The sequence below is a fragment of the Kitasatospora sp. A2-31 genome, from assembly GCF_022288725.1.
Taxonomy (GTDB): domain Bacteria; phylum Actinomycetota; class Actinomycetes; order Streptomycetales; family Streptomycetaceae; genus Kitasatospora.
In genome coordinates this window covers 726192-750321 of record NZ_JAKNTA010000002.1, presented here as the reverse complement: position 1 = coordinate 750321, position 24130 = coordinate 726192, and the positions used below count along the sequence as shown (strand labels likewise).

Genomic DNA, 24130 nt, shown 5'->3' with positions numbered 1-24130 from the left:
ACAGCATGCGCGGTATGACCTACGACTTCCTGATGAGCCGACGTACCGTCGCCAAGTCCTTCCTGGCGGGCTCCGCCGCGCTGTCGGTCGGGGCCGGTGGCCGCGCCCACGCCGGCTCCCGGGCCGGCGCCCCGGCCCAGGCGCCGGGTGACGTCGCGCTCGCCCTACCCAGGCCCACCGGCCGTCACCGGGTGGGATGCCAGCCGGTGTACCTCGTCGACGACTCCCGGCGGGACCCCTGGGATCCCGCGATCCCGGTGCGGGAGCTCATGCTGACGGTCTTCTACCCGGCCCGCGACGTCACCGGCCTCGCCCCGGCTCCGCAGATGCCGCCGCAGGCCGCGACCTGGTTCGGACGGATCACCCCGCTCACGCCGCTCCACCTTCCCGCTGCGGGCGTGGACTGGGGTGCCACCCGGTCCCACGCGTTCGAGGGCGCGCCGCCGCTGCCGGGTCGATGGCCGGTGCTGGTGCACAGCCCGGGCGGCGGCGATCCGCGCGGTCTGGGGACGTCCCTGGCCGAGGACCTGGCGAGTCACGGCGCGGTCGTCGTGTCGGTCGACCACCCCGGCGACGCCGCAGCGGTGGAGTTCCCGGATGTCAAGCCGTACCGGACGGACACCGTGCGGACGACCGTGTTCCGCGGCGACCCGCGGGACCAGCCGGCGGTGGCCCGCACGATGATCGACGCGCGGATCGCCGACCTGCGCTGCGTCCTCGACCGGCTCGGGCACGCGGCCGACCTGCCCCTGCCGCACGGTCTCGCCGAGACGCTCGACCTGCGCCGCCTCGGCGTGTACGGACACTCCGCCGGCGGCAGTGCCGTGACCGAGGTGATGTACGAGGACCGGCGGGTACGCGCCGGGATCAACCTGGAGGGCTATCTGGACCACCCTCCCTCCGCGCCCGGTGCCGCCGCCCAACCGTTCCCGGTCACGACGGGCGGGGTCGACCGGCCCCTGCTTCTGCTCGGCAGCGAGCGGTTCGACCGGCGAGAGGAACTGGACCGCTCCTGGTCGGCCGTCGCCGCGCTCTCCGACCGGTGGGTCCGCAGCGCGCGAGTGGCCGACGCCGACCACTGGGTCTTCACCGACCTCGCGGCGATGCTCCCACGGCTCCAGGCAGCCGGGTTGATGACGGCCGCGGAGAGGAACGTGCTGATCGGCACCGTCGAGCCGACCGTAGCGGTCCCCCTGGTCCGCCGCACGGTCCGCAGGTTCTTCGCACGGCACCTGTCCGGCCACTGATCGGCGGGCGACAGCGGCTCGATACGCGTCAGGTCGGCACGGCCGCGGGTACGGGTCGGAACGGCGGGCACGACATCGCCCGCCGTTCGAGCGAGCGTCAGCACATGCCAGTGTTGACGCACTCCGTTGCCCGCATCGCGACTGCGGGCCCATTTCTCCGACTCGCGGCCCGACCGACCGGAATTTCCGACGGGGTGTCATAGGATCCGTCGCTAGCATCACTCGATCGATCGTTGCTCACCCAGTCAACAGGAGGCCCGATGATCGGCGTGCTCGTGACGTTCACGCAGACCGACAAGTTCGACCGTTCAACTGTCGCAGAGATCGCCGGCGAACTCCGCGTACCGTTCGAAGGCATGGCCGGCCTTCGCTTCAAGAGCTTCATGCTGGACGAAGACGGCCGTCAGGCAAGGAACTTCTACGTGTGGGACGACGAGGAGAAGGCCCGCTCCTTCTTCACGGAAGAGATCGTCGACAAAGTGACGGGGATCTACGGCGTCCCGCCCAGAATCGAATTCCTCGAAATCGTGGGATTCGTCGACAACTCCGGCACCTGATTCCCGAGGACCCGCCGGATTCGTCGTGGCCTCTCGGTGCTCCGGCCCGGGACCCTGCACGCGCCGCCGTTTCGCGCAGTACTCCGCGGATCCTCGACTCCACGGACCCTCGAACCTTCGTTCCGGCGGTCCGATCGTGCCGTGGCCCGCCGATCCGCGCACGGAACGACCAGTGGTCGGACGCGGCCTCCCAACCCCGGGGCGACCGGCCCCGGGGTCGCGCCACGTCGCGCCCGGGGCAACGGTGCGGCCAACGGTGCGGCCGGCGGTTCGGCCACCCACCCGGTGATCGGGTTCCCGTCACGCCGCGGCGCGCCGGACCCGGTGCCGGGCGGGGGGTGGTCGAATCGCAGTGGCCGCCTCGGCAGTCCCGATGCGCCGGCTACCGGTCCGCGGTGAGCTTCCCGGCCACACCCCAGCTCTCCGCCGGGTACTCCTGGATCCAGACGAACACGCTCTCGGCGGGCACCTCCAGCACCGCCATGAAGGCCTCGGTGACCTTCTCGACCAACTCGCGCTTCTGCTCGACCCCGCGCGGCCCCTGCTGGATGGTGACGATCGGCATCTTCGGCTCCTGACCTGGTTCTTCTCTGGTTTCTCCGCCGGGTGTTCCGGCCAGGAACAGTCCACCCGATCGGGCCGTCCGTGACCCAGACCCGATTCGCTCCGGCAGCGATCACGAATCCTGATCGACCGAGGTGGGGGCCGCCTGGCGGCAGGCCTGCAGGAGCAGCCGAGGGAGCGGGGCGGAGCGGCGCATGGCGATCGAGGTGGGCAGCGCCAGGGGAGTCCGGCACGGCCGGAAGGCGATCCGGGGGGTGTTCGTCATCCGGGCGTTGGCGGCGTACACCACCGTCCACATCGGTATTCCGGTGCCGATCGCGGCGAGGGTGTCCTGGAGGGTGGTGTGGGCCGGGCCGAGGACCGGCCGGAAGCCCGCGTGTGCGCAGGCGTCCATCACCAGGTCCACCAGCGCCGGGTGATTGCGGCGTTCGGTCAGCCGGAGCGGGAGGGCGGCGAGTTCCGCGAGGTCGACCTCGGCCTGGTCGGCGAGGGCGTGCCGGGCGGGTAGCGCGAGCACCAGCTCGTCCTGCCAGACGGGCAGGAAGCGGAGATCGCCGCCGCCGTCCGCGGGGGCACCGCGCACGAAGGCGGCGTCCAGGCGGCCGTCCGACAGCCGGGCGAGCCGGTCCCGCACCGGGGCGGCGTGGAGTTCGACGAGCACGTCGGGGGCCCGTCGCTGGTAGGTGTCCAGGATCAGGTCGAGCTTCTCGCCGAGCCCGGTGACGGTGCCGAGCCGGAGCACGGTGGGCGCGGCCAGATCCGCGGCGAGGGCGCGGGCGGCGTCCTCGGCCGCCAGTACTCCCCTGGCCGCGGGCAGGAAGCGCTCCCCGGCCGGGGTCAGCCGGACGTACCGGGGCGAGCGGTCGAACAGTTCGACCTTCAACTCCCGCTCCAGACGGCGGACCTGCTGGCTCACCGCGGGCTGGCCGAGCAGTAGCCTCTCGGCGGCCCGGCCGAAGTGCAGCTCCTCTGCGACGGCGACGAAGCAGCGCAGTTGTCGTAGCTCCATGCGGTCCCCCTGCTCGGTAAGGCGTCGGGGCCATGGTCGCAGGCCGGGCGCAAGCCGCCGACGCCCCCCCTGCCGCCCGGGGTCGCAGGGGCGTGGCCGCGCCCGGCGGGTGCGTGCTCGGATGCGTGCTGGGGCGGGAGCCCGGGCGCCAGCTCGGCGGTGAGGTCCACGGCGGAGGTCGGCCGGGTTCGCGGGTCTGCTCCTGGACGGCGGGATCAGCCACCGCGGCCACCGGGCAGCCGGAGCACCCCCCTGCGCATCGGCGGGCATGCGGAGGGCCGCCGACGCGTACCGTTCCTCACGGCACCGGGGCCGGCAGGGTGACGACCGCGCCTCCCGACCTCGCCGTCCACCAACGGCGCACCGCTGCGGGGGCTCGTCGTCCGCCGAGGCGGAACGCGACGGCCCGGGTCGCTCTCCGTCGCGCGGGTGCGGGGCGGACGCGGTGTCTGGCGGACGCGGCGTCCGCCCCCACCCCCGTACAGCGCCGCCCGGCCGGCGGGGAGCGCGCGACGCCCGGTCCGCGCCCGGGAGGGCAGCGGAGCGGCGGGGTCGGCGAGGTCGGGCACGGCGCTCATCGTGCCGCACATCATCCCCGATGCCGCCCCCGCCGCCCCGGTCAGACCCGGCCGGCCGCGCGTTCCACCGGGCGTGGCCAGCGCGCGTGCAGGGCGTCGATGACGAAGTCGTGGCCGTGCGACCAGCCGTCGCCGGTCCGGCGGGCGTCCGCGAGGTGGGGGTGGTCGTCCGGCAGGTCGTGGTGGACGTGGCCGAGGGTCGCGGGGTCCTGCCGGGGCCAGAGGACGGTCGCGCCGACGACCGCCGCCAGCGCGACGACGCCGAGGACGATGGCGGTGACCGCCAGGCCGGCGCCCGCGGCCAGCCATCCCGCGAGCGGATAGGTGACCAGCCAGCAGCTGTGCGACAGCGAGAACTGCGCGGCGAAGGCGGCGGGCAGGTCGGCGTCGCCGGCCGAGCGGCGGATGACGCGCCCGGCCGGCGTGAGGACTGCGGAGCAGGCGGCGCCGATCGCGGCCCAGGACACCAGGAGCGCGGCCCAGGACCAGCCGTCCGGGCCGGCCGAGGTGACGGCGGCGACGGCGGCGAGCACCCCGGGCAGCGTGAAGGCGGCGGGCAGCATGACCGACCGGTCCCCCAGCCTGCGCAGCACCGCGGGCAGGAGGAGGGCGGCGAGGATGGAGCCCACGCCGTACGCGCCCAGGGCCAGCGAGACGAAGCCGGGCGGCTTGTGGAAGTGCCCCTGCACGATCACGACCGTGTTGACGAAGACGACGGCGCCGGCCGCCGCCACGACGAGGTCCAGCGCGAGCAGGGCGCGCAGCCGCGGCGTGGCCCAGTACAGACGGGTGCCGAACGCGGCCTTGTGGTGGAGCCCGCCCGGCCGCTCGACGGGCTTCGGCCTGGGGAGCACGGCGGAGACGACGAGGGCGGCCGAGGCGAGGAAGCCCGCCGCCGTCCCGATGAACAGCCAGTTGTACGTGACCACCGTCAGCAGGGCGGCGGCGAGCGCCGGGCTGAACAGGCTCTCCAGGTCGTAGGCGATCCTGGTCATGGACAGCGCCTGGGTGTAGTCGCGCTCGGCCGGGAGGACCTCGGGGATGGTGGCCTGGAAGGTCGGGGTGAACGCCGCCGAGGCGGACTGCAGCAGGAAGATCAGGACGTAGACCTGCCACACCTGGTCGACGAAGGGCAGGGCGAGCGCGACCACGGCGCGTGTGAGGTCCATCGCGACCATCACCGCCCGCCGGGGTATCCGGTCGGCCACCGCGCCGAGCACGGGGGCGATCCCGACGTAGGCGATCATCTTGATCGCCAGTGCGGTTCCCAGAACGGCCGAGGCTCCGTCGCCGGCGATGCGGTAGGCGAGCAGGCTCAGTGCGACGGTCGCCAGCCCGGTGCCGACCAGCGCCACGACCTGGGCGGTGAAGAGGTGGCGGTACGTGCGGTTGCGCAGAACGGCGACCATGCGGACGTATCCCGGCTCGGAGGGAGGTGACCCCTTCAGGCTAGCCCACATGTGCACGCGTACGCACATGTTGAAGGAAATACGTCGGGCGCGGCCCGAGCGCGGCACGCGGGCGGGCACGGGCGCGGACACGGGCGCGGGCTCGCCCCTCCCGAACCGCGGACGCGGTCCGGGGCCGCCCGAGCGGCCGCAGCCCCCGGCACCGGCGGGAACGGCGGGAAGGGGCGCCCCTCCCCCGTCAGCCGGTACCGGTGGCCCGTACCGCGGCCGCGCGTCGTAGGCTGCGCCCATGACCAGTGATCGAATGACCGTCCGCACCGCGCTCGAGACACTGCTGGCCGGCAACCGGCGCTTCACCGCGGGCACCCCCGAGCACCCCAACCAGGACGCCGCCCGCCGCGCCGCCACCGCCCCGGCCCAGAGTCCGTTCGCGGTCCTGTTCGGCTGCTCGGACTCCCGCCTCGCCGCCGAGATCATCTTCGACCGCGGGCTGGGCGACCTCTTCGTGGTCCGCACCGCCGGCCACGTCGTGGGACCGGAGGTGCTCGGCAGCATCGAGTACGGCGTCGACGTGCTCGGCAGCCCGCTGGTGGTCGTCCTCGGCCACGACTCCTGCGGCGCGGTCGCCGCCACCCGCGCCGCCGTCCAGGACGGCACCACCGCCACCGGCTACGTGCGGGACGTGATCGAGCGCGTCACCCCCAGCGTCCTGGCGTCCCGCGCCGCCGGCCACACCGAGGAGGCCGATTTCATCGACACCCACATACAGCACACCGTCGACCTCCTCCTCGATCGTTCCCGGGCTCTCGCCGGTGCCGTCGACGCGGGTCACACCGCCGTGGTCGGCCTCTCGTACCGGCTGGCCGACGGCACCGCCCGCCTGGTCACCGCCCGCGGGCTCGACCTTCCCGTCGGCTCCCCCGCCTGACCCGTTCGTAACCCGGCCCACGGGCAGGAGCGGCGCCCGCCCCGTACGGCTGCCGTGTGGGCCGGGGTTGGACGGCGCCACCCCGGCTCGCTCGGCGGAACCCCCACGTCGGTGAAGCCCGGCCTGCGGGCGGCCACGGCCGAGTGAGGTGGCATCAGCGAGGCCGGGAGCAGCGGCGCAACGCCACCGCGCGGCCGGCAACCCGGTGTCGCGCCCCGGGGGGTGGCCGCGCCGGCCGGCTCAGGGCGGTGACTGGCCGCGGTCGCGCTCGGCGGCGAGGAGTTCGGGCACCCCGGACAGGCGGCGCAGGCCGGCGACGGCCCGCGAGGTGCGGTGGTTGGCGGCGAGCAGCTCCCGGTGGCGGTGGACGAACGCCCAGTAGCCCGTGGTGAACGGGCAGGCCTGCGGGCCGAGGCGTTCGGTGGGCCGGTAGCGGCACGGTCCGCAGTGGTCGCCCATCCGGTGCAGGTAGGCACCGCCGGCGGCGTACGGCTTGGTGGTGACGAGCCCGCCGTCCGCGTACTGGGACATGCCGATGACGTTGGCCGTCATCACCCAGTCGTAGCCGTCGACGAAGCAGCGGTGGAACCAGTCGGTGAGTTCGCGCGGGTCCCAGCCGTGTTGGAGCGCCCAGTTGCCGAGCACCATCAGCCGCGGGATGTGGTGGACCCAGCCGTGGTCCCGGACCTCCGCCAGGACGCCGGAGAGGCAGCGGGCGGTGACCGCCCCGGCGTCCAGGTCGCGGAACCAGGCCGGGAGCGGTTCGTGGTGGCCGAGGCCGTTGGAGTCCCGGTAGCCCTCGCCGAGGTGCCAGTAGAGCTGCCAGACGTACTCGCGCCAGCCCGCGATCTGCCGGACGAAGCCCTCGGCGCTGTTGAGCGGCACCCGGCCGGCCCGGTGGGCGGTCTCGGCGGCGCGCACGCACTCGCCCGGGTCCAGCAGACCGAGGTTGAGCGGGACGGAGAGGGCGCTGTGGGCCATCCACGGGTCGGCGCGGAGCATGGCGTCCTCGAAGCGGCCGAAGTCGGCCAGGCGGTGCTCGACGAAGTGCGCGAGGGCCTGCTCGGCCTCGGCCCGCGTCGCGGCGAAGCGACGCGGGCCGTCGCGGCCGACGAACGCGACCTCACCGGCGCGCTCCCAGCGGTCCAGGTCGGCCCGCACCCGCTGGTCGATCTCGTCCTCCTGCGGTTCGAACGGCGGCGGCAGCGGCAGCGTGGTCGCCCCCTTGGGCGGCGGCTCGCGGTTGTCCCGGTCGAGGTTCCACCGGCCGCCGGTCGGCGAGCCGTCGGGTTCCAGGAGCAGGTGCTCGGCGCGGCGCACCCGGCGGTAGAAGTCCTCCAGCAGAAGCCGCCGCCCACCCGGCGCGCCGGCCCAGCGGCGGAAGTCGGCGAAGGGGACGAGGAAGCCGCGCGGCGGCAGCACGGTGACGCGGGGCAGCTCCTCCACCAGGCCGAGCGCCGCCCGCGAGGTCGGGTGGGACACGGTCACCCGACGCCGCCCCACCGCCTCGGCCAGGCCCTCCCGGTAGGTCTCGGCCTGCACGTAACGCACGCGGTCCCCGAGGGCGTCGGCCGCATGGCGCATCGCGGAGAGCACCAGGTGGGCCTTGGCCCGGTGGAACCGGCGCCGCCGCAGCACCGACCGCGCCTCGATCATGACGACCGGGGCTCCCTCGTCCGGGCCGCCCTCGCCCGGGGCGAGGAAGTGCGGGCCGAGCTGGTCGCCGAAGACCCAGTGCGGGCGCGGGCCGCTCACACCGGCCGTCCGGGCAGGACGGCGGGACGACGGCGGCCCTCGCGTGCCGGAGCAGGCGAGGCGGTGGAGCGAGCGGCCGACGACGAGAGCCCGTCCGCGCGGCCCGGAGCGCCGAAGGCCAGCAGTGCCGCACCGCACCGTCCGGCTCCCGCGCGGGGGAGCCGGGAGAGGCGGTGGTCGGCGGGTACTTCGTTCTGCTGTCTCATGGTCCGCTCCTAGTCCGCTCCGTTCGCCGCAGCTCGGTCGGGGGACCGAGGTACGGGCCCCAACGCCAAGGTTCCGTCGACGAGGGCGGACGGCGACACTCGCATCGGTGCCGCATCGCTTCGGGCGCGGGACCACGGCCCTCGGAGGAGGACGCTGCACAAACGATCCAAGTGTCCCCGTCCGGTGCAGCGCTGCACCGTGGGACCGTGACTCCGCATCGGGCCACGGAACCCCGGAGCCCCCGAAACCCTCCGAACCACCACTGCGGGAGGACGTCATGACACTGGACCGACAGGCCCCCGTGCACGAGCGAGCCGTTCCGGTACGTCCGCCGACGGAGACGCCCGAGTGCGAGGCCTCCACCTGTGCGGGAATCTCCACTCCGGAGTCGGTCGAGCTGCACACGGCATGGCCCGGCTGGATTCCCCTGCTGGTCATCACCGTCCTGGTCGTGTGCTGCGTCGGCTTCGCGGTGGGGAGGATCGCGGGGTGGTGACCCCGTCGGCCGACCGCGCTACCCGAGCGCGGGCGCGGGCGCGGGACGACGGCCCCCGGGAGCGGCAGCCGGGATCCCCCGCCGGAAACTCGCGCCAATCCGCGAGCGGCCCGGTTCCGAAGGTTGCGTGAAACGACTACGGGGGCCACCACGGGCCCCGCCGGGAGGGCTTCTCGTGACCGTGTTCGACACCAGCTCCACCCCCCCGACCGTCACCGCGCCCGGCACCGGCCGTCCGCGCCGGGTGGCGGTCGTCGGATCCGGCGTGGCAGGCCTCACCGCGGCGTACGAGCTGTCCCGGTCCGGGGTGGAGGTCGAACTGTTCGAGGCCGACTCCCGGCTCGGCGGCCACGCCCACACCCAGCGGGTGACCGACCCGGGCGGGCGAGAGCTCGCCCTCGACACCGGGTTCCTGGTGCACAACGAGCGGACCTACCCGCACCTGGTGCGGCTGTTCGCCGAACTCGGCGTCCACACCCGGGAGACCGAGATGAGCATGTCGGTGCGCTGCGACGGCTGCGGCCTGGAGTACGCCGGTGCACGGGGGCCTGCCGGCCTGTTCGCCAAGCGCGACGCACTGGTGCGCGGCCGGTACCTCCGGGTGCTCGCCGAGGTGCCCCGCTTCCACCGGCGGGCACGGCGGTTGCTCGCCGACCCGGCGGCCGGCGACCCCAGCCTGTCCGCCTTCCTCGCCGCCGAGGGCTTCTCGCCGTACTTCGTCAGTCACTTCATGACCCCGGTGGTCTCCGCCGTGTGGTCCTGCGCCCCCGACCTCGCGGGCGACTACCCCGCGCGCTACCTGTTCGCCTTCCTCGACAACCACGGCATGCTGAGCGTGACGGGCTCACCGACCTGGCGCACCGTCGTCGGCGGCTCCCGCACCTACGTCCGGAGGATCGCCGAACGGCTCACCGCGGTCCACTGCTCCGCCCCGGTCCGGGCCGTGCGCCGCCACCCCGACGGCGTCACCGTCGCCACGCAGGACGGACGCTCCACCGCGGCCGACGCCGTGGTGATCGCCACCCACGCCGACCAGGCACTGCAACTGCTCGCCGACCCGACCGACACCGAACGCGAGGTCCTCGGCGCCTTCACCTACTCGCGCAACCCGACCGTGCTCCACCGTGACGCCTCCGTCCTGCCCACGGCCCGCCCGGCACGCGGATCGTGGAACTACCGGATGCCCCACTGCGAGGCACCGTCGGACCGGGTGCGGGTCAGCTACCACCTCAACCGGCTGCTGCGCCTGGACGCCGCCGACGACTACCTGGTCACCCTCAACGAGGACCGGGACGCCCCCGTCCCGGAGCACCTGGTGGTCTCGCGCACCGTCTACGAGCACCCGATCTACACCGCGCGCACCGTCGCCGCGCAGCGCCGGCTCCCCGAACTCACCACCGCCCGGACGGCGTTCGCCGGCGCCTACCACGGCTGGGGCTTCCACGAGGACGGCTGCCGGTCCGGCCTCGACGCCGCCGGCGCCCTGCTGGGGGTGGCCGCGCCGTGACCGTCCTGCCCGGGCCGTGGGGTGCGGTGATCTACGACGTCCGCACCACCCACGTGCGCACCGCGCCCCGCCGGCCCGCCTTCCGGCACCGCGGCTACCTGTGGCTGGTCGACCTCGACCGCCTCCCGCCCGTGCCGTGGCCGCTGCGGCCGCTGGCCCGGTTCCGGCCCGCGGACCACGCCCTGGACGCGGGGGAGGCGAGCGACGGCGAACGGACCGTCCGGCAGGACCTGGAGGTCTACCTCGCCGACCACGGTGTCCGGCTCGGTGGCGGACGGGTCCTGATGCTCACCCAGGCCCGCTCGCTCGGGCACGTGTTCAACCCGCTCACCGTGTACTGGTGCCGCGACGAGGCCGGCCGGCCACTGTGCACGGTCGCCGAGGTCCACAACACCTACGGCGGCCGCCACCGCTACCTGCTTCCGCCCGACCCCGCGGGCCACGGCGGGACTCCGAAGGACTTCTACGTCTCGCCGTTCTTCCCCGTCGACGGCCACTACCGGATGGTGCTGCCCGAGCCGGGCGAGCGGCTGCGGCTGACGGTCCACCTCGAACGCGAGGCCTCCCGGGCCTTCACCGCCACCGTCCGCGGCACCGGCCGGCCGGCCGGCCCCGCGGCCCTGCTGCGCGCGGCCCTCACCCATCCGTTCGCCACCTGGGCCGTCAGCCTGCACATCCGCTACCGGGGGATCCGCCTGTGGCTCAGCGGCCTGCCCGTCCACCCCCGCCCGAAGACCCGCCCGTCCCGCCCCACCGAGAACTCCCGGCCCCCGGAAGAGGTCCCCGCACGATGACGACCACTGCCCCGACGACCACTGCCCCGACGACCACTGTCCCGACGACCGCGACGCCGACACCCGTCCTCGACCCCGCCCGCTGGCCGGACGTCGCCCGGGTACCGCACGTGCCGCTGCGCGCAGCCGTCGCCGCCCGCCTGCTCCAGCGGATCGCGGCCCGCCGCGGCCTGCACGTCGAACGCCCCGACGTCCGGCGCCGGCGACCGGCCCCGCCCGGCACTCCGGTCCTGCGCGTGCACCGCCCCGGGGACTTCCTGCACCGGCTCGGCGAAGGCGGACTGATCGGGTTCGGCGAGGGCTACCAGGCCGGCGACTGGGACAGCCCCGACCTCGTCGCCCTCCTCACCGAACTCGCCACCGCACCGCAGACCCTGGTGCCGCGCGGCACGCAGTGGCTGCGCCGGTTCCACGTGCAGCGCCCGCCCGCGGCGGACCTCCCCACCATCGCGAACGCCCGGCGCAACATCCACCGCCACTACGACCTGTCCAACGAGCTGTTCGCCCTCTTCCTCGACCCGACGATGACCTACTCATCGGCGATCTTCCCGACGGCACCCGGCGGCGCACCGGAGGCGAGCTGGGACGCGCTGCCCGCCGCCCAGCACCGCAAGATCGACCGCCTGCTCGATCTCGCCCGCGTCGGTCCCGGGACCAGGCTGCTGGAGATCGGCACCGGCTGGGGCGAACTCGCCATGCGTGCCGCCACCCGTGGCGCACGCGTGGTCAGCCTCACCCTCTCCGAGGAACAGCTCGACCTCGCCCGCCGCCGGATCGCCCGTGCCGGGCTCGACGACCGCGCCGAGGTCCGGCTCTGCGACTACCGTGCCGCCGAGGGCGTGTACGACGCCGTGGTCAGCGTGGAGATGATCGAGGCCGTCGGCCGGCCGTTCTGGCCGGACTACTTCGCCACCCTCGACCGGGTCCTCGCCCCCGGCGGCCGGGTCGCCCTGCAATCGATCTCGATGCCGCACGACCGGATGCTCGCCGGCAGCCGGACCCAGACCTGGATCCTCAAGTACATCTTCCCCGGCGGCCGGATCCCGTCCGTCCGCGCGATCCGGGAGACCGCGGCGCGCCACACCCGGCTGCGGGTCACCCGTACCGACGCGTTCGGGCCCCACTACGCCGAGACGCTGCGCCTGTGGCGCGAGCGGTTCGCCGAGCAGTCCGCGCAACTCGGCGGCCTCGGGTTCGACGAGGTGTTCCGGCGGACGTGGGAGTTCTACCTGGCCTACTGCGAGGCCGGCTTCCGCACCGGCTACCTCGACGTCCACCAGCTGCTCCTGACCAGGGAGGAGGTGACGGCATGAGCACCGCCGCGGTGATCGCCGGGGGGCCGGGCGACGTGCTCGACGGAGCGCCGCCGGAGCCCCCGGAAGCCCGGTTCGGCTCAGCGCCCCGTGCCGCGGAGGTGCCGTCGCGGTCGCCCGCCGTGGCGGGAACGCATCCCCGGTCCGCCGGGCCGGGAACGGAGGTCTGACGTGAACGGCAACGCCTTCGCCCTCAACGTGGCCGTCAGCGCCGGTGCGTCCCTGGCCGTCTTCCTCGTGGCCTTCGCGGTCGGGGTGCGCCGTGGCCGTCACCGCGGTGTGGACGTGGCCTGGGGCCTGGCGTTCACCGCGGTCGCACTCGGTGGCTACCTTCTCTCGGCCGGCCACGGCGACCCCGGGCGGCGACTGCTCGCGACCGTGCTCGTCGTGGTCTGGGGTCTGCGCCTGTCCGCACACATCTGGTGGCGCTCCCGGGGCGCACCGGAGGATCCGCGCTACGCCGCAATGCTCGCCCGCGCCCCCGAGGGCGCGGCCCGCACCCGGTACGCGCTGCGGATCGTCTACCTGCTGCAGGCGGCCCTCGTCTGGTTCGTCTCGCTGCCCGTCCAGGCGGCCCAGTACATCCCCCGTCCCCCGGGCGCACTCGCCGCGGCGGGTACCGCCCTGTGGGCGCTCGGCCTGTTCTTCGAGGCGGTGGGGGACTGGCAGCTCGCCCGTTTCAAGGCCGACCCCGCCAACCGCGGCCGGATCATGGACCGCGGCCTGTGGCGCTACACCCGCCACCCCAACTACTTCGGCGACGCGTGCGTCTGGTGGGGCCTCTTCCTGCTCGCCGCCGACACTCCGATCGGCTGGGCCTTCGTGCTCAGCCCCCTACTGATGACCTACCTGCTGGCGTTCGGCAGCGGCAAGCCGATGCTGGAGCGCCGGCTGGGCGCCCAGCGGCCCGGCTGGGCCGACTACGCGGCCCGCACCAGCGGCTTCCTGCCCCTGCCACCCCGCCGAAGCCCGAAAGTCCCGTCGTCCTCGAGGTCCGTTCCATGACCGTCTCGATCGCCCTGTTCACCCAGGACCTGCGCCTGCACGACAACCCCGTGCTGCACGCCGCGCACACCTCGGCCGACCAGGTCGTCCCCCTGTTCGTGTCCGATCCGGCGGTCGAGGCCGCCGGCTTCGCCGCCCCCAACCGGCAGGCGTTCCTCGCGGACTGCCTCGCCGACCTGGACGCCTCGCTGCGCGGCATCGGCTCCCGGCTGACCGTGCGCCGGGGCGAGGCCGCCGAACAGACCGCCAGGTTGGCCGCCGAGACCGGGGCCACCACGGTGCACGTCGCCGCCGGCGTGACCGGTTTCGCCCACCGCCGGGAGGTCCGGCTGCGCAAGGCCCTCGGCGAGCGGCTGCACGTCCACGAGGCCTCCGTGACCGTGGTCCCGCCCGGCCGGATCACCCCGGTCGGCCGCGACCACTACGCGGTCTTCACCCCGTACCACCGGGCCTGGCAGGAGGCACCGCGCCGCACCGTGCTGGCGGTGCCCGGAGCGCTGCGCACGCCGGGCGGCATCGACAGCGACACCCTGCTGGTGAGTGGCACCACCTCCCCGGGGTTGCCGCCAGGGGGCGAGAGCGCGGGGCGGGCCCGGTGGCGGACCTGGGACGTCGACGCCTACGCCGACGTCCACGACGACCTCGCGGCGGACGACACCTCCCGGCTCTCCCCGTACCTGCACTTCGGCTGTCTCTCCCCCACGGAGCTCGTCGCCCACGCCCTGCGGCACGACGGCGAGGGCGCCCGGGCCTTCGTCCGTCAGCTCGCCTGGCGCGACTTCCACCACCAGGTCCTCGCCGCCCGCCCCGACGCCGCCCGGCGGGACTACCGCGACCACGACGACCACTGGCACCACGACGAGGAGGAGACCGAGGCCTGGCGGCAGGGCCGCACCGGCTACCCGATCGTCGACGCCGGCATGCGCCAGCTCGCCTACGAGGGCTGGATGCCCAACCGGGCCCGGCTGATCACCGCGGGCTTCTTCGCCAAGTGCCTCTACCAGGACTGGCGGATCGGCGCCGCCCACTTCCTCTCCCTGCTGGTCGACGGTGACGTGGCCAACAACCAGCTCAACTGGCAGTGGGTGGCCGGCACGGGCACCGACACCCGGCCCAACCGGATCCTCAACCCGCTGCGCCAGGCCGACCGTTACGACCCGGATGGCGCCTACGTGCGCCGCTGGATCCCCGAACTCGCCCATCTGCCGGGCCCCGCCGTCCACCGCCCGGGGCTGTTCGCCCACGGCTACCCCGCACCGATCATCGACCCCGACGCCCTGACCACCCGCTTCCGCATCGGGCGGCCCTGAAGGCGGTGTGGGCCCCCGGCCGGCTCAGTGGCCGGCCGCACCGGTCTCGCCTCGTTGACCCTGGTCACCGACCCGGGCATCGGCGTCGCCCGTACCGACGCCTGGACCACCGCGGCCTTCGCCATGGGCCCGGCCCGTGCCCTCTCCTGGGTCACCGGGCAGCCCGGCGTCGAGGCCCTCGCCGGCCTGCCCGACGGCACCAAGCACTGGACCGACGGCCTGCCGCGGCACCTCCCGCCGGGCGGTCCGGCCGACTGGCGCTGAGCTGCCCGGCGACCGGCCGGCCAGGCTTCGCCCACGGTGGCGCGGTCCCCGGCGCGGAACCCTGTGGGCCGCGAGGTCGCGGAACGCCCGCTCGGATCCCCCGCAGGGACCGGCCACGCCGAACGCCTCCGACCGGCGGACGCCTCGCGCGGGACGGCCGGCACGTGCCGCGCCCGGACCGCGCCCGGCACGGACGTTCCGCCGTCCGGTGGCGTCACCGGGTCGGGAGAGCAACGCTCGACGTATGAGCGGACACCGGATCGCCCTGGGGACGGCCGCCGTCACATCCGCCGTGGTCGCCCTGGCCCTGCACGGCCTGATCCTGCGACCGAGGATGCTGACCTGGGGCGCGACCCCCGACGAGGTCGCCCGCGGCTATCCCGGCGATGATCTCGTCCCCGATGCCGAGAGTTCCTCGACGATGGCCACGACCCTGCCGGCGCCACCGGAGCAGGTCTGGCCCTGGCTGGTGCAGATGGGAGGCGACCGGGCCGGCTGGTACAGCTGGGACCGGCTGGATCGCATGGGTGAACCGAGCGCCACCGCCATCGTGCCCGAGTGGCAGAGCCTGGAGGAGGGGCAGCGGCTGATCGCGTCGCCGGACGGCCGGTCCTGGTTCACCGTGGCACTCGTGGAACCCGAGCGGACGCTGGTGCTGAGGTCGAGCCTGGAGCTGCCCTCCGGGCACTCCTTCGATGTCGGGTCCGCTCAACCGCCCCGGGCCTACCTGGACGGCGTCTGGGGCTTCCACCTCCGGCCGGCCCCAGGTGACAGGACCCGCCTGGTGGTCCGCACCCGCGGCTCGAGCAGACCGCGACGGTTGACCTGGCTGCTCTCCCTGCTGTTCGGCGAACCCGCGCATCTCATCATGCAGGTCCGCCAGTTCCACAACCTGCGAACGCGGCTCGACCCCGCCCGTGACCGCACGCCCGCCTGACCACGCCCGCACAACCCCGGAGGCCGCCATGTGCGCCGACTCGACCGCCGATCCCCCTGGTGCGCAGCTGCTCCTGGACGGGGTGCTGCCCGAGTTCGGGTACTCCCGTCTGGAGAGCGTGGCGATCGCCGCCCCACCGCCCGTCACCTACGAGGCCGCCCGGAGCCTGGACCTGCTCACCGTCCACTCGCCGCTCCTCAACGCGGCCATGTGGGCACGCGGACTGCCGGACCGGCTCCGTGGCCGAGCCGAACCGACCCCGCCGACGCTGCGGGTGGCCGACCTCTTCGACACCCCCGGGGAACCCTGGGGCGACCAGCCCTGGGTGGCCCTCGGCGAGAATCCGGGCCGCGAGCTCGTCTTCGGGGCGGTCGGGAGGCCCTGGCAGGCCTCGATCGAGTGGCGGCGGGTCGGATCGCAGGAGTTCACGCGCTTCGACGAGCCCGACTGGGCGAAGATGGCGGCCGCTCTCGTCGTCCACCCCTACGGCACCCACCGCTCCCTGCTCACCTACGAGGCCCGGACCGCCTGCACCGACCCCGTGTCCGACACCCGCTTCGGCCGCTACTGGGCGCTCGTCTCCCCCGGCGTCGGCGTCGTCCTGCGTGGCACGCTCCACGCCGTCAGGACCGCCGCGGAACAGCTTGCCCGGCCAGGCGTCATGGCCTCGACGTAGGGCGGAAGGCGCGGGCTCGCGAGCGCCACACGCCCGGGCCCGGGAAGGACCGCACCGGAGAGCTCCTCCGGGGTCGAGGGGCCAGAACACTGCCGCTCCTTCGTCCCCCGGGTGGCGCGGTCGTTGCCCCGCGGCGGCGGAGTTCCACGGCTCCGCCGGCCCGCTATGCCGTTACTGCGCTACTGCGCTACTCCGGGACGAGCACCGCGACTCCCGTCACGCGGTCGGCGGCGAGGTCCGCGAGGGCCTGGTCCGCATCTCGCAGGGGGTAGCGGGTCACGTGGACCAGCGGGCGGGTGCGGGCCGCCTCCGCGAGGAACGCCAGACCGTCGGCCCGGGTGTTGGCGGTGACGCTGCGCAGCGTGCGCTCCTGGAACAGGTGCTGCTGGTAGTTCAGCGCCGGGATGTCGCTGAGGTGGATGCCGGCGACGGCGAGCGTGCCGCCGCGGTCCAGGGCGGCAAGGGCCACGGGCACCAGTTCGCCGACCGGGGCGAAGAGGACGGCGGCGTCCAGCGGTGCCGGGGGCGGGTCGAACGAGTCACCGGCGAAACCGGCGCCGAGCTCCAGTGCCAGGTGCCGTGCGTTCGCACCGCGGGTGAACACGTGCACGCGGGCGCCCCGGGCGAGGGCGATCTGGGCGGTCAGGTGGGCGGACGCGCCGAATCCGTAGATGCCCAGGAGCCCGCCCACCGGCAGGTCGGCCCGCTCCAGGGCCCGGTAGCCGATGATCCCGGCACAGAGCAGCGGGGCGAGTTCCTCGGCAGGCAGGCCTTCGGGCAGCGGGTAGGCGAAGCGGGCGTCGGCCGTCACGTGCCCGGCGTAACCGCCGTGCCGGTCCCAGCCGGTGTACCGCGAATCGGGGCAGAGGTTCTCCCGCCCGCTCCGGCAGTAGGCGCAGCGGCCGCAGGTACCGGCCAGCCAGGCCACCCCGGCCCGGTCCCCGACGGTGAACCCTTCGACCGCCGTGCCTGCCGCCCGTACGCGCCCGACCACTTCGTGTCCGGGCGTGCACCGGGTGAGCCGGGGGCGGAGGTCCCCCTCCGCGAGGTGGAGGTCGGTGCGGCAGACGCCGCAGGCCTCCACCTCCAACAGGATCTCGTGCGGCCCGGGTTCGACCAGTGGACGCCGTTCCCACGCCAGCGGTGCCGGGTGCGCCCCGATCGGCCCGGGGTGGTCCACCACCCAGCCCTCGGTCGCCTCCGGTACGGGTCCCGCCGTGTTCATCGCTGCCTCCTGATCGTCCCCCCGTCCGTCGAGCCGGCCGGGTCAAAGTGGCACTGCCGGCGACCTTCGTACGGCCGGTGGTCACCCTTCCCGCTCGGCTTCCGCCACGGCACACTTGACGGCGGGGAAGCTGTCGGGGGTGACGGAGATCGAGTCGATCCCGGCCCGGACCAGGAAGCGGGTGAAGTCGGGGTCGTTGCTCGGGCGCTGACCGCACAGGCCGACGCGGCGGCCGGCCGCGTGGGCGGCGGCGATCAGGGACTCGATGCTCTTCGTGACGGCCGGGTTCCGCTCGTCGAAGACGTGGGCGAGCAGGCCGGAGTCGCGGTCGATGCCGAGGGTGAGCTGGGTGAGGTCGTTGCTGCCGATCGAGAACCCGTCGAAGCGCTCGGCGAACCGGTCGGCGAGCAGGACGTTCGACGGGATCTCCGCCATCACGTAGACCCGCAGGCCGTTCGCACCGCGCGTCAGCCCGTTGTCGGCCATCACCGCGAGGACCCGGTCGGCCTCCTCCGGGGTGCGGCAGAAGGGGATCATCACGACCACGTTGGTCAGCCCGAGCTCGTCCCGCGCCCGGCGCAGTGCCCGGCATTCGAGGGCGAAGCCCTCACGGTAGCCGGGGTCGTAGTAGCGGCTGGCCCCGCGCCAGCCGATCATCGGGTTGGCCTCCACCGGCTCGAAGGGTGCGCCGCCGACGAGCCTGGCGTACTCGTTGGTCTTGAAGTCGCTGGTGCGCACCACGACCGGGTCCGGCCAGCGGGAGGCGGCGATCCGGGCGACGCCGTGGGCGAAGCGGTCGACGAAGTAGTCGGCCCGGTCCGGGTAACCGTAGGTCAGTTCCTCGACGAGCCGCCGGTCCCCTGCGGACAGCCGCTCGGGGTGGAGCAGGGCCATCGGGTGGACGCGCACCTGGTGGGCGACCACGAACTCGGTGCGGGCCAGGCCGACGCCGTCCGCCGGCAGGCGCCACCAGCGGAACGCGGCGCCGGGGTCGGCCAGGTTGAGCATCACCTTGGTGCGGGTGGTCGGCAGCGAGCCGAGGTCGGTCTCGGTGGCCTCGTAGGCGACGGGACCCCGGTAGACGTGCCCCTCCGCACCCTCGGCGCAGGAGACCGTGACCTCCTGCCCGTCGGTGAGCACCTCGGTCGCCGTACCGGTGCCGACCAGCGCCGGCACGCCCAGCTCGCGACTGACGATCGCCGCGTGCGAGGTACGGCCGCCGTGGTCGGTGACGATCGCGGAGGCCCGCTTCATCAGCGGCTCCCAGTCGGGGTCGGTGATGCCGGTGACCAGGACGGCGCCCTGCGGGAAGCGTTCGAGACCCACCGGCTCGGCCAGCGCGCACACCGGTCCGGCCCCGATCGCCTCGCCGACGGCGATCCCGTCCACCAGCCGCTCGCCCGTGCCGGTCAGCTGGAAGCGCCGCAGCACCTCGCCATGCCGGCGGGACTGCACCGTCTCCGGTCTGGCCTGGACGAGGAAGAGCCCTCCGGTGATGCCGTCCTTGGCCCACTCCAGGTCCATCGGGCAGCCGTAGTGCTCCTCGACGGCCACCGCCCACTCGGCCAGCGTGCGGATGTCGCCCTGCCCGAGCACCGGACGGGCCCGCTCGTCGGCGTCGGTGTCGACGGTCGTGGTCGAGCCGTCCTCGCCGTACACGGCCTTGCGGCGCTTCGCGCCGAGCTGCACCTGGACCACGGGGTCGAGGCGGTGGTCCTTGAGCACCGGTTTGAACACCGTGTACTCGTCCGGGTCCACCTGGCCGCTCACCACGGTCTCGCCGAGCCCCCACGCGGCACTGACGACCACCACGCCGGGGAACCCGGTCTCGGTGTCCAGGGTGAACACCACCCCCGCGCCCGCGAGGTCCGAGCGCACCATCAGCTGGACGCCGACCGACAGCGCGAGGGAGAGGTGGTCGAAGCCCATCCGCTCGCGGTAGTCGATCGCCCGGTCGGTGAACAGCGAGGCGAAGCAGCGCCGACATGCGTCCAGCAGGGCGGCGGGCCCCCGGACGTTCAGGAACGTCTCCTGCTGCCCCGCGAAGCTCGCCTCCGGCAGGTCCTCGGCGGTGGCACTGCTGCGCACCGCCACGTCCGGGTCCGTCCGCCCGGCCCCGCGTGCGAGGTGGCCGTACGCCTCCAGGACGTCTCGTTCGAGGGCGGCGGGCAGCGGAGTGGCCAGCACGGCGGACCGGATCGCCGCGCCGACCCCGGGCAGCGGGGCGCCCTCGTGAAGCCGGCCGACGTGTTCGGCGATCCGCTCGCGCAGGCCTCCGGTGTCGAGCAGCTCGCGGTAGGCGTCGGCGGTGGTGGCGAAGCCGTCCGGCACGCGGATCCCGGCGGGGCCCAGCGCGGTGATCAGCTCGCCCAGCGAGGCGTTCTTGCCTCCGACCAGGCCGACGTCCTCCCGGCCGAGGTCGCGGAAACGGATGACGCGGCGCATGGCTGCCTCCGGGCGCGCTCGCAGGGTGCCCTCGCGGCGCCGGACACGCCGAGGACTCCGTCCATGCCACTGTCCCTCCGGACGGGCGGTCGCGCGCGGGGGCGTTCGCCCCCGGGGTACCGGCCCTGTCGGTCACCGCGTCCTGGGCCGTTCGGCCCCGGCCGGGAGCGAGGAACCCGTCTTCCGGGCCGCCGGTGGAGCCGGCGGAGAGCCGTCCACGACGACGGACCGGCGCCGGCGTCCTCAGGAGCGGAGCGGCCTGCCGCTCACCCGGATCGGGCCGGACCTCGCGGTCCGCATGTGGGACCGGACGGGGTCACGACGGGCTCCCGTAGCCGCCGCCTCCGGGGGTGCGGATCTCGAGGACGTCGCCGGCCTCGAGATCGGCGCTGCCGCAGCCGGGCAGGGCCTCGGTGGTGCCGTCGCGGCGCAGGACGCGGTTGCCCCCGAGCGCTCCCGGTGAGCCGCCGGCCAGGCCGTACGGGGGGACGCGGCGGTGGCCGGACAGGATGCTGACGGTCATCGGCTCGCGGAAGCGCAGCCGGCGCAGCGCACCGTCGCCGCCGTGCCGGTGGCCGTGGCCGCCACTGCCCGGGCGGACGGCGAACTCCTCGACGAGCACGGGCAGGCGCCACTCCAGGACCTCGGGATCGGTCAGGCGGGAGTTGGTCATGTGGGTCTGCACGACGTCGGCTCCATGGAAGCCCGGCCCTGCGCCGGAGCCCGAGGCGATGGTCTCGTAGTACTGGTGGTGCTCGTTGCCGAAGCTGAGGTTGTTCATCGTGCCCGACCCCTCGGCCTGGACGCCGAGCGCGGCGTAGAGGGCGCCGGTGATGGCCTGGGAGGTCTCGACGTTGCCGGCGGCGACGGCGGCCGGGTAGGCCGGGTCGAGCATCGAGCCGGGCGGCACGACGATCCGCAGTGGGCGCAGGCAGCCGTCGTTGAGCGGGATGTCCTCGGCGACGAGGGTGCGGAAGACGTACAGCACGGCGGCGGTGACGACGGCGGAGGGGGCGTTGAGGTTGCTGTCGAGCTGGGGTGAGGTGCCGGTGAAGTCGACGGTGGCGGTGCGCTGTCCGCGGTCGACCCGGACCTCGACGGCGATCACGGCGCCGGAGTCGGTCTCGTAGCGGTAGGCGCCGCCGGTGAGGCCGTCGATGGCCCGCCGGACGGCCTGCTCGGCGTTGTCCTGGACGTGGCGCATGTAGGCCTGGACGACGTCGAGGCCGAAGTGGTCGATCATCGCGTTCACCTCGTCGACGCCCTTGCGGTTGGCGGCGATCTGGGCGCGCAGGTCGGCGAGGTTGGTGTCCGGGTCGCGGGAGGGGTACGGCGCCCCGGTGAGCAGTCGTAGGGTCTCCGCCTCCCGAAGTCGCCCGTCCACCACCAGGGGCCAGTCGTCGAGGAGCACGCCCTCCTCGTGGATGGTCCGGCTGCCGGCGGGCATCGAACCGGGGGTGATGCCGCCGATCTCGGCGTGGTGGCCGCGGGAGGCGACGAAGAAGAGGACGTCCCGCCCGTCTGGGTCGAAGACCGGCGTCACCACGGTGATGTCGGGCAGGTGCGTGCCGCCGTGGTAGGGGTCGTTGACCGCGTAGGTGTCGCCGGGGCGCAGCTTCGGGCCGCGGCGGCGGATCACCTCCTTGACGGTGGTGCCCATCGATCCCAGGTGCACCGGGATGTGCGGGGCGTTGGCGACGAGGTTTCCGTCCGGGTCGAAGAGGGCGCAGGAGAAGTCCAACCGCTCCTTGATGTTGACCGACTGGGCGGTGGACTCCAACCGGGCGCCCATCTGTTGGGCGATGGCGGTGAAGAGGTTGTTGAAGACCTCCAGGAGAACGGGGTCGGCGGCGGTGGGGACCGCCTCCTCGACCGGGGCCCGGAGCCGTTCGACGAGGAGGTGCCCGGCGGAGGTGACCGTCGCCTGCCAGCCGTCGTCCACGACGGTGGTGGCGTTGGCCTCGGCGATCACGGCAGGGCCGGTGACGGTGGCCTCCGCCCGCATCGACTCGCGTTCCAGCAGCGGGACCCGGCGCCACTCGCCGCCGGTGCGGAGGGACACCGTGGCAGGCCGCGCGGGTCGCCCGGCCTCCGGGAAGAGGGCGTCGAGTCCGGGCTGCTCGGTGAGCCCGGTTCCCTCGACGGCGAGGGCCTCGATCACGAGCGGGCGGTCCATCAGGAAGGAGTACGTGGCCCGGTGCCGCCTCTCGAACTCCTCCCGCATGTCCGCAGGGTCGCCCAGCGCGACGCCGATCGTGGTGTCGGTGCCCTGGTAACGCAGCCGCGCCCGCCGGGTCAGCCGGATCCGGTCCTCAGGGACACCCTGGTCGAGCAGCTCGTGGGTTGCGGCTGCGGCCAGTTCGTCCGCCCTGGCCCGTACGTCGCCCATCTCCGAGTCCGACAGCGGCCGTTCGACCGCGTGCTCGCGCAGCACGGTGGTGTCGGCCAGGCCGATGCCGAGCGCGGACAGCACCCCGGCCATCGGCGGGACGAGTACGGTGCGGATCCCCAGCGCCTCGGCCACCGGGCAGGCGAGCTGCCCGCCCGCACCCCCGAAGGTGGTCAGTGCGTAGCGGGTGACGTCGTGACCCTGCTGCACGGAGATGCGTTTGACCGCGTTGGCGATGTTGCCGACGGCGATCCGCAGGAACCCTTCGGCGACCTCCTCGGCCGACATGCCGCCGATGCGGTCGGACAGTTCGGAGAACCGGCGCTCGGTCAGCTCCCGGTCGAGCGGCTGGTCGCCCGCCGGCCCGAAGACGTGCGGGAAGTGTTCGGCCTGGATCCGGCCGAGCAGCAGGTTGGCGTCGGTGACGGTCAGCGGCCCGCCGTTCCGGTAGGACGTCGGGCCGGGATCCGCGCCGGCCGAGTCCGGGCCGACCCGCAGGCGCTCGCCGTCGAAGCGCAGAACGGAGCCGCCGCCCGCCGCCACGGTGTGGATGGCGAGCATCGGCGCCCGCAGTCGCACGCCGGCGACCTGGGTGGTCACCACCCGCTCGTACTCACCGGCGAAGTGCGACACGTCCGTGGACGTGCCGCCCATGTCGAAGCCGATCACCCTGTCGTACCCGGCCAGCCCCGACATCCGCACCATGCCCACGATGCCGCCGGCCGGACCGGAGAGGATCGCGTCCTTGCCCCGGAAGTGGCCGGCCTCGGCCAGGCCGCCGTTGGACTGCATGAACATCAGCCGGACCCCGGCGAGCTCGTCAGCCACCTGTCGCACGTAACGGCGCAGACCGGGATTCAGGTAGGCGTCGACCACAGCCGTGTCCCCCCGCGGCACCACCTTCATCAGAGGGCTCACCTCGCTGGACAACGACACCTGTTCGAAGCCGAGCCGCTCGGCGAGGTGTCCGATCTCCTGCTCGTGCGCCGGGTGGAGATAGCTGTGCAGGCACACCACGGCGACGGAGCGGACGCCGTCGCGCAGACAGTCGCGCAGGTCCTCGGCGAGCCGGTCCAGGTCTGGCGGGCGCAGCACCTCGCCGTCGGCGGTGACCCGCTCGTCCACCTCGACCACCCGGGTGTACAGGGGCTCGGGCAGCACGATCTCGCGGGCGAAGATCTGCGGCCGGTTCTGGTAGCCGATCCGCAGCGCGTCCGCGAACCCGCGGGTGATGCAGAGGACGGTCGGCTCGCCCGTGCGCTCCAGCAGGGCGTTCGTCGCCACCGTGGTGCCCATCCGGACCGCTTCGACGTCCGTTCCGACATCCGCGTCGGGCGGCAGCAGCGCCCGGATGCCCGCCACGGCGGGATCGTGGTAGCGGGCCGGATCGTGCGAGAGCAGCTTGTGCGTGGTCAGCCGGCCGTCCGGCGCCAGGGCCACGACGTCGGTGAAGGTCCCGCCCCGGTCCACCCAGAACTGCCAGCCCCTGGATGCCATGACCGGCTCCCTCCGCCG

The 24130-nt window shown here is 74.1% G+C and carries 20 protein-coding genes; 12 read left to right on the top strand and 8 right to left on the bottom strand.

Annotated features, from left to right (window positions below; all coding sequences use genetic code 11):
* Positions 1-14: 14 nt before the first annotated feature.
* Complete coding sequence (locus MCM47_RS08290) at positions 15-1247, top strand: alpha/beta hydrolase (protein WP_238859896.1); 1233 nt, start codon at positions 15-17, stop codon at positions 1245-1247.
* 260 nt (positions 1248-1507) lie between these two features.
* Entirely contained in the window at positions 1508-1804 is a 297-nt protein-coding gene (locus tag MCM47_RS08285) for a hypothetical protein (protein ID WP_238859894.1), read from the top strand.
* A gap of 382 nt (positions 1805-2186) precedes the next feature.
* On the opposite strand, the gene dmpI is transcribed toward MCM47_RS08285, so the two are convergent.
* The 3 genes from dmpI to MCM47_RS08270 all read right to left on the bottom strand — a co-directional run bounded on the left by dmpI (position 2187) and on the right by MCM47_RS08270 (position 5364).
* Positions 2187-2369 carry a 4-oxalocrotonate tautomerase DmpI gene (gene dmpI, locus MCM47_RS08280; RefSeq protein WP_238859892.1) on the bottom strand — a complete coding sequence of 61 codons (183 nt, stop codon included), beginning with the start codon at positions 2367-2369 and terminating at the stop codon, positions 2187-2189.
* A 111-nt stretch (positions 2370-2480) separates the two neighbouring features.
* Positions 2481-3377, bottom strand: coding sequence for a LysR family transcriptional regulator (locus tag MCM47_RS08275; protein ID WP_238859890.1), 897 nt, complete (start codon positions 3375-3377; stop codon positions 2481-2483).
* Positions 3378-3996: 619 nt separating this feature from the next.
* Entirely contained in the window at positions 3997-5364 is a 1368-nt protein-coding gene (locus MCM47_RS08270) for an MFS transporter (RefSeq protein WP_238859888.1), read from the bottom strand.
* Between the two features lie 289 nt (positions 5365-5653).
* On the opposite strand from MCM47_RS08270, the gene MCM47_RS08265 reads away from it, so the two are divergent.
* Complete coding sequence (locus tag MCM47_RS08265) at positions 5654-6292, top strand: carbonic anhydrase (RefSeq protein ID WP_238859886.1); 639 nt, start codon at positions 5654-5656, stop codon at positions 6290-6292.
* Between the two features lie 240 nt (positions 6293-6532).
* Here MCM47_RS08265 and MCM47_RS08260 read toward each other — a convergent pair whose 3' ends face one another.
* Both MCM47_RS08260 and MCM47_RS08255 read right to left on the bottom strand, forming a co-directional pair.
* A complete protein-coding gene (locus MCM47_RS08260) occupies positions 6533-8047 on the bottom strand; it encodes a cryptochrome/photolyase family protein (protein WP_238859884.1) in 1515 nt (504 codons plus the stop codon).
* Positions 8044-8253, bottom strand: coding sequence for a hypothetical protein (locus tag MCM47_RS08255; protein WP_238859882.1), 210 nt, complete (start codon positions 8251-8253; stop codon positions 8044-8046). The genes MCM47_RS08260 and MCM47_RS08255 overlap by 4 nt, the downstream gene beginning before the upstream one ends.
* Positions 8254-8531: 278 nt before the next feature.
* Between MCM47_RS08255 and MCM47_RS08250 the strand changes: the two genes are divergently transcribed.
* The 9 genes from MCM47_RS08250 (at position 8532) to MCM47_RS08210 (ending at position 16556) form a co-directional block, all read left to right on the top strand.
* The gene (locus MCM47_RS08250; RefSeq protein WP_238859879.1) at positions 8532-8750 is read left to right on the top strand and encodes a DUF6480 family protein; all 219 of its coding nucleotides are present in this window, start codon (positions 8532-8534) and stop codon (positions 8748-8750) included.
* A gap of 244 nt (positions 8751-8994) precedes the next feature.
* Positions 8995-10257 carry an FAD-dependent oxidoreductase gene (locus MCM47_RS08245; protein ID WP_238860058.1) on the top strand — a complete coding sequence of 421 codons (1263 nt, stop codon included), beginning with the start codon at positions 8995-8997 and terminating at the stop codon, positions 10255-10257.
* A gap of 5 nt (positions 10258-10262) precedes the next feature.
* The gene (locus MCM47_RS08240; RefSeq protein WP_238860057.1) at positions 10263-11051 is read left to right on the top strand and encodes a DUF1365 domain-containing protein; all 789 of its coding nucleotides are present in this window, start codon (positions 10263-10265) and stop codon (positions 11049-11051) included.
* Entirely contained in the window at positions 11048-12364 is a 1317-nt protein-coding gene (locus MCM47_RS08235; protein WP_238859877.1) for a cyclopropane-fatty-acyl-phospholipid synthase family protein, read from the top strand. Before MCM47_RS08240 ends, MCM47_RS08235 begins: the two co-directional genes overlap by 4 nt.
* Before the next feature lie 171 nt (positions 12365-12535).
* Entirely contained in the window at positions 12536-13369 is an 834-nt protein-coding gene (locus tag MCM47_RS08230) for a DUF1295 domain-containing protein (protein ID WP_238859875.1), read from the top strand.
* Positions 13366-14679 (top strand): deoxyribodipyrimidine photo-lyase, encoded by a 1314-nt coding sequence (locus MCM47_RS08225; RefSeq protein WP_238859873.1) that lies wholly within the window; start codon positions 13366-13368, stop codon positions 14677-14679. The genes MCM47_RS08230 and MCM47_RS08225 overlap by 4 nt, the downstream gene beginning before the upstream one ends.
* Before the next feature lie 27 nt (positions 14680-14706).
* Complete coding sequence (locus tag MCM47_RS08220; RefSeq protein ID WP_238859872.1) at positions 14707-14943, top strand: FAD:protein FMN transferase; 237 nt, start codon at positions 14707-14709, stop codon at positions 14941-14943.
* Between the two features lie 244 nt (positions 14944-15187).
* Positions 15188-15880 (top strand): hypothetical protein, encoded by a 693-nt coding sequence (locus MCM47_RS08215; protein ID WP_238859871.1) that lies wholly within the window; start codon positions 15188-15190, stop codon positions 15878-15880.
* Between the two features lie 28 nt (positions 15881-15908).
* Positions 15909-16556, top strand: coding sequence for a hypothetical protein (locus MCM47_RS08210; RefSeq protein ID WP_238859870.1), 648 nt, complete (start codon positions 15909-15911; stop codon positions 16554-16556).
* Positions 16557-16743: 187 nt separating this feature from the next.
* Here MCM47_RS08210 and MCM47_RS08205 read toward each other — a convergent pair whose 3' ends face one another.
* The 3 genes from MCM47_RS08205 to MCM47_RS08195 all read right to left on the bottom strand — a co-directional run bounded on the left by MCM47_RS08205 (position 16744) and on the right by MCM47_RS08195 (position 24112).
* Entirely contained in the window at positions 16744-17781 is a 1038-nt protein-coding gene (locus MCM47_RS08205) for a zinc-dependent alcohol dehydrogenase family protein (protein ID WP_238859869.1), read from the bottom strand.
* An 81-nt stretch (positions 17782-17862) separates the two neighbouring features.
* Positions 17863-20226 (bottom strand): phosphoenolpyruvate synthase, encoded by a 2364-nt coding sequence (gene ppsA / locus MCM47_RS08200; protein WP_238859868.1) that lies wholly within the window; start codon positions 20224-20226, stop codon positions 17863-17865.
* Positions 20227-20542: 316 nt separating this feature from the next.
* Positions 20543-24112 carry a hydantoinase B/oxoprolinase family protein gene (locus tag MCM47_RS08195; protein ID WP_238859867.1) on the bottom strand — a complete coding sequence of 1190 codons (3570 nt, stop codon included), beginning with the start codon at positions 24110-24112 and terminating at the stop codon, positions 20543-20545.
* Positions 24113-24130: the final 18 nt, after the last annotated feature.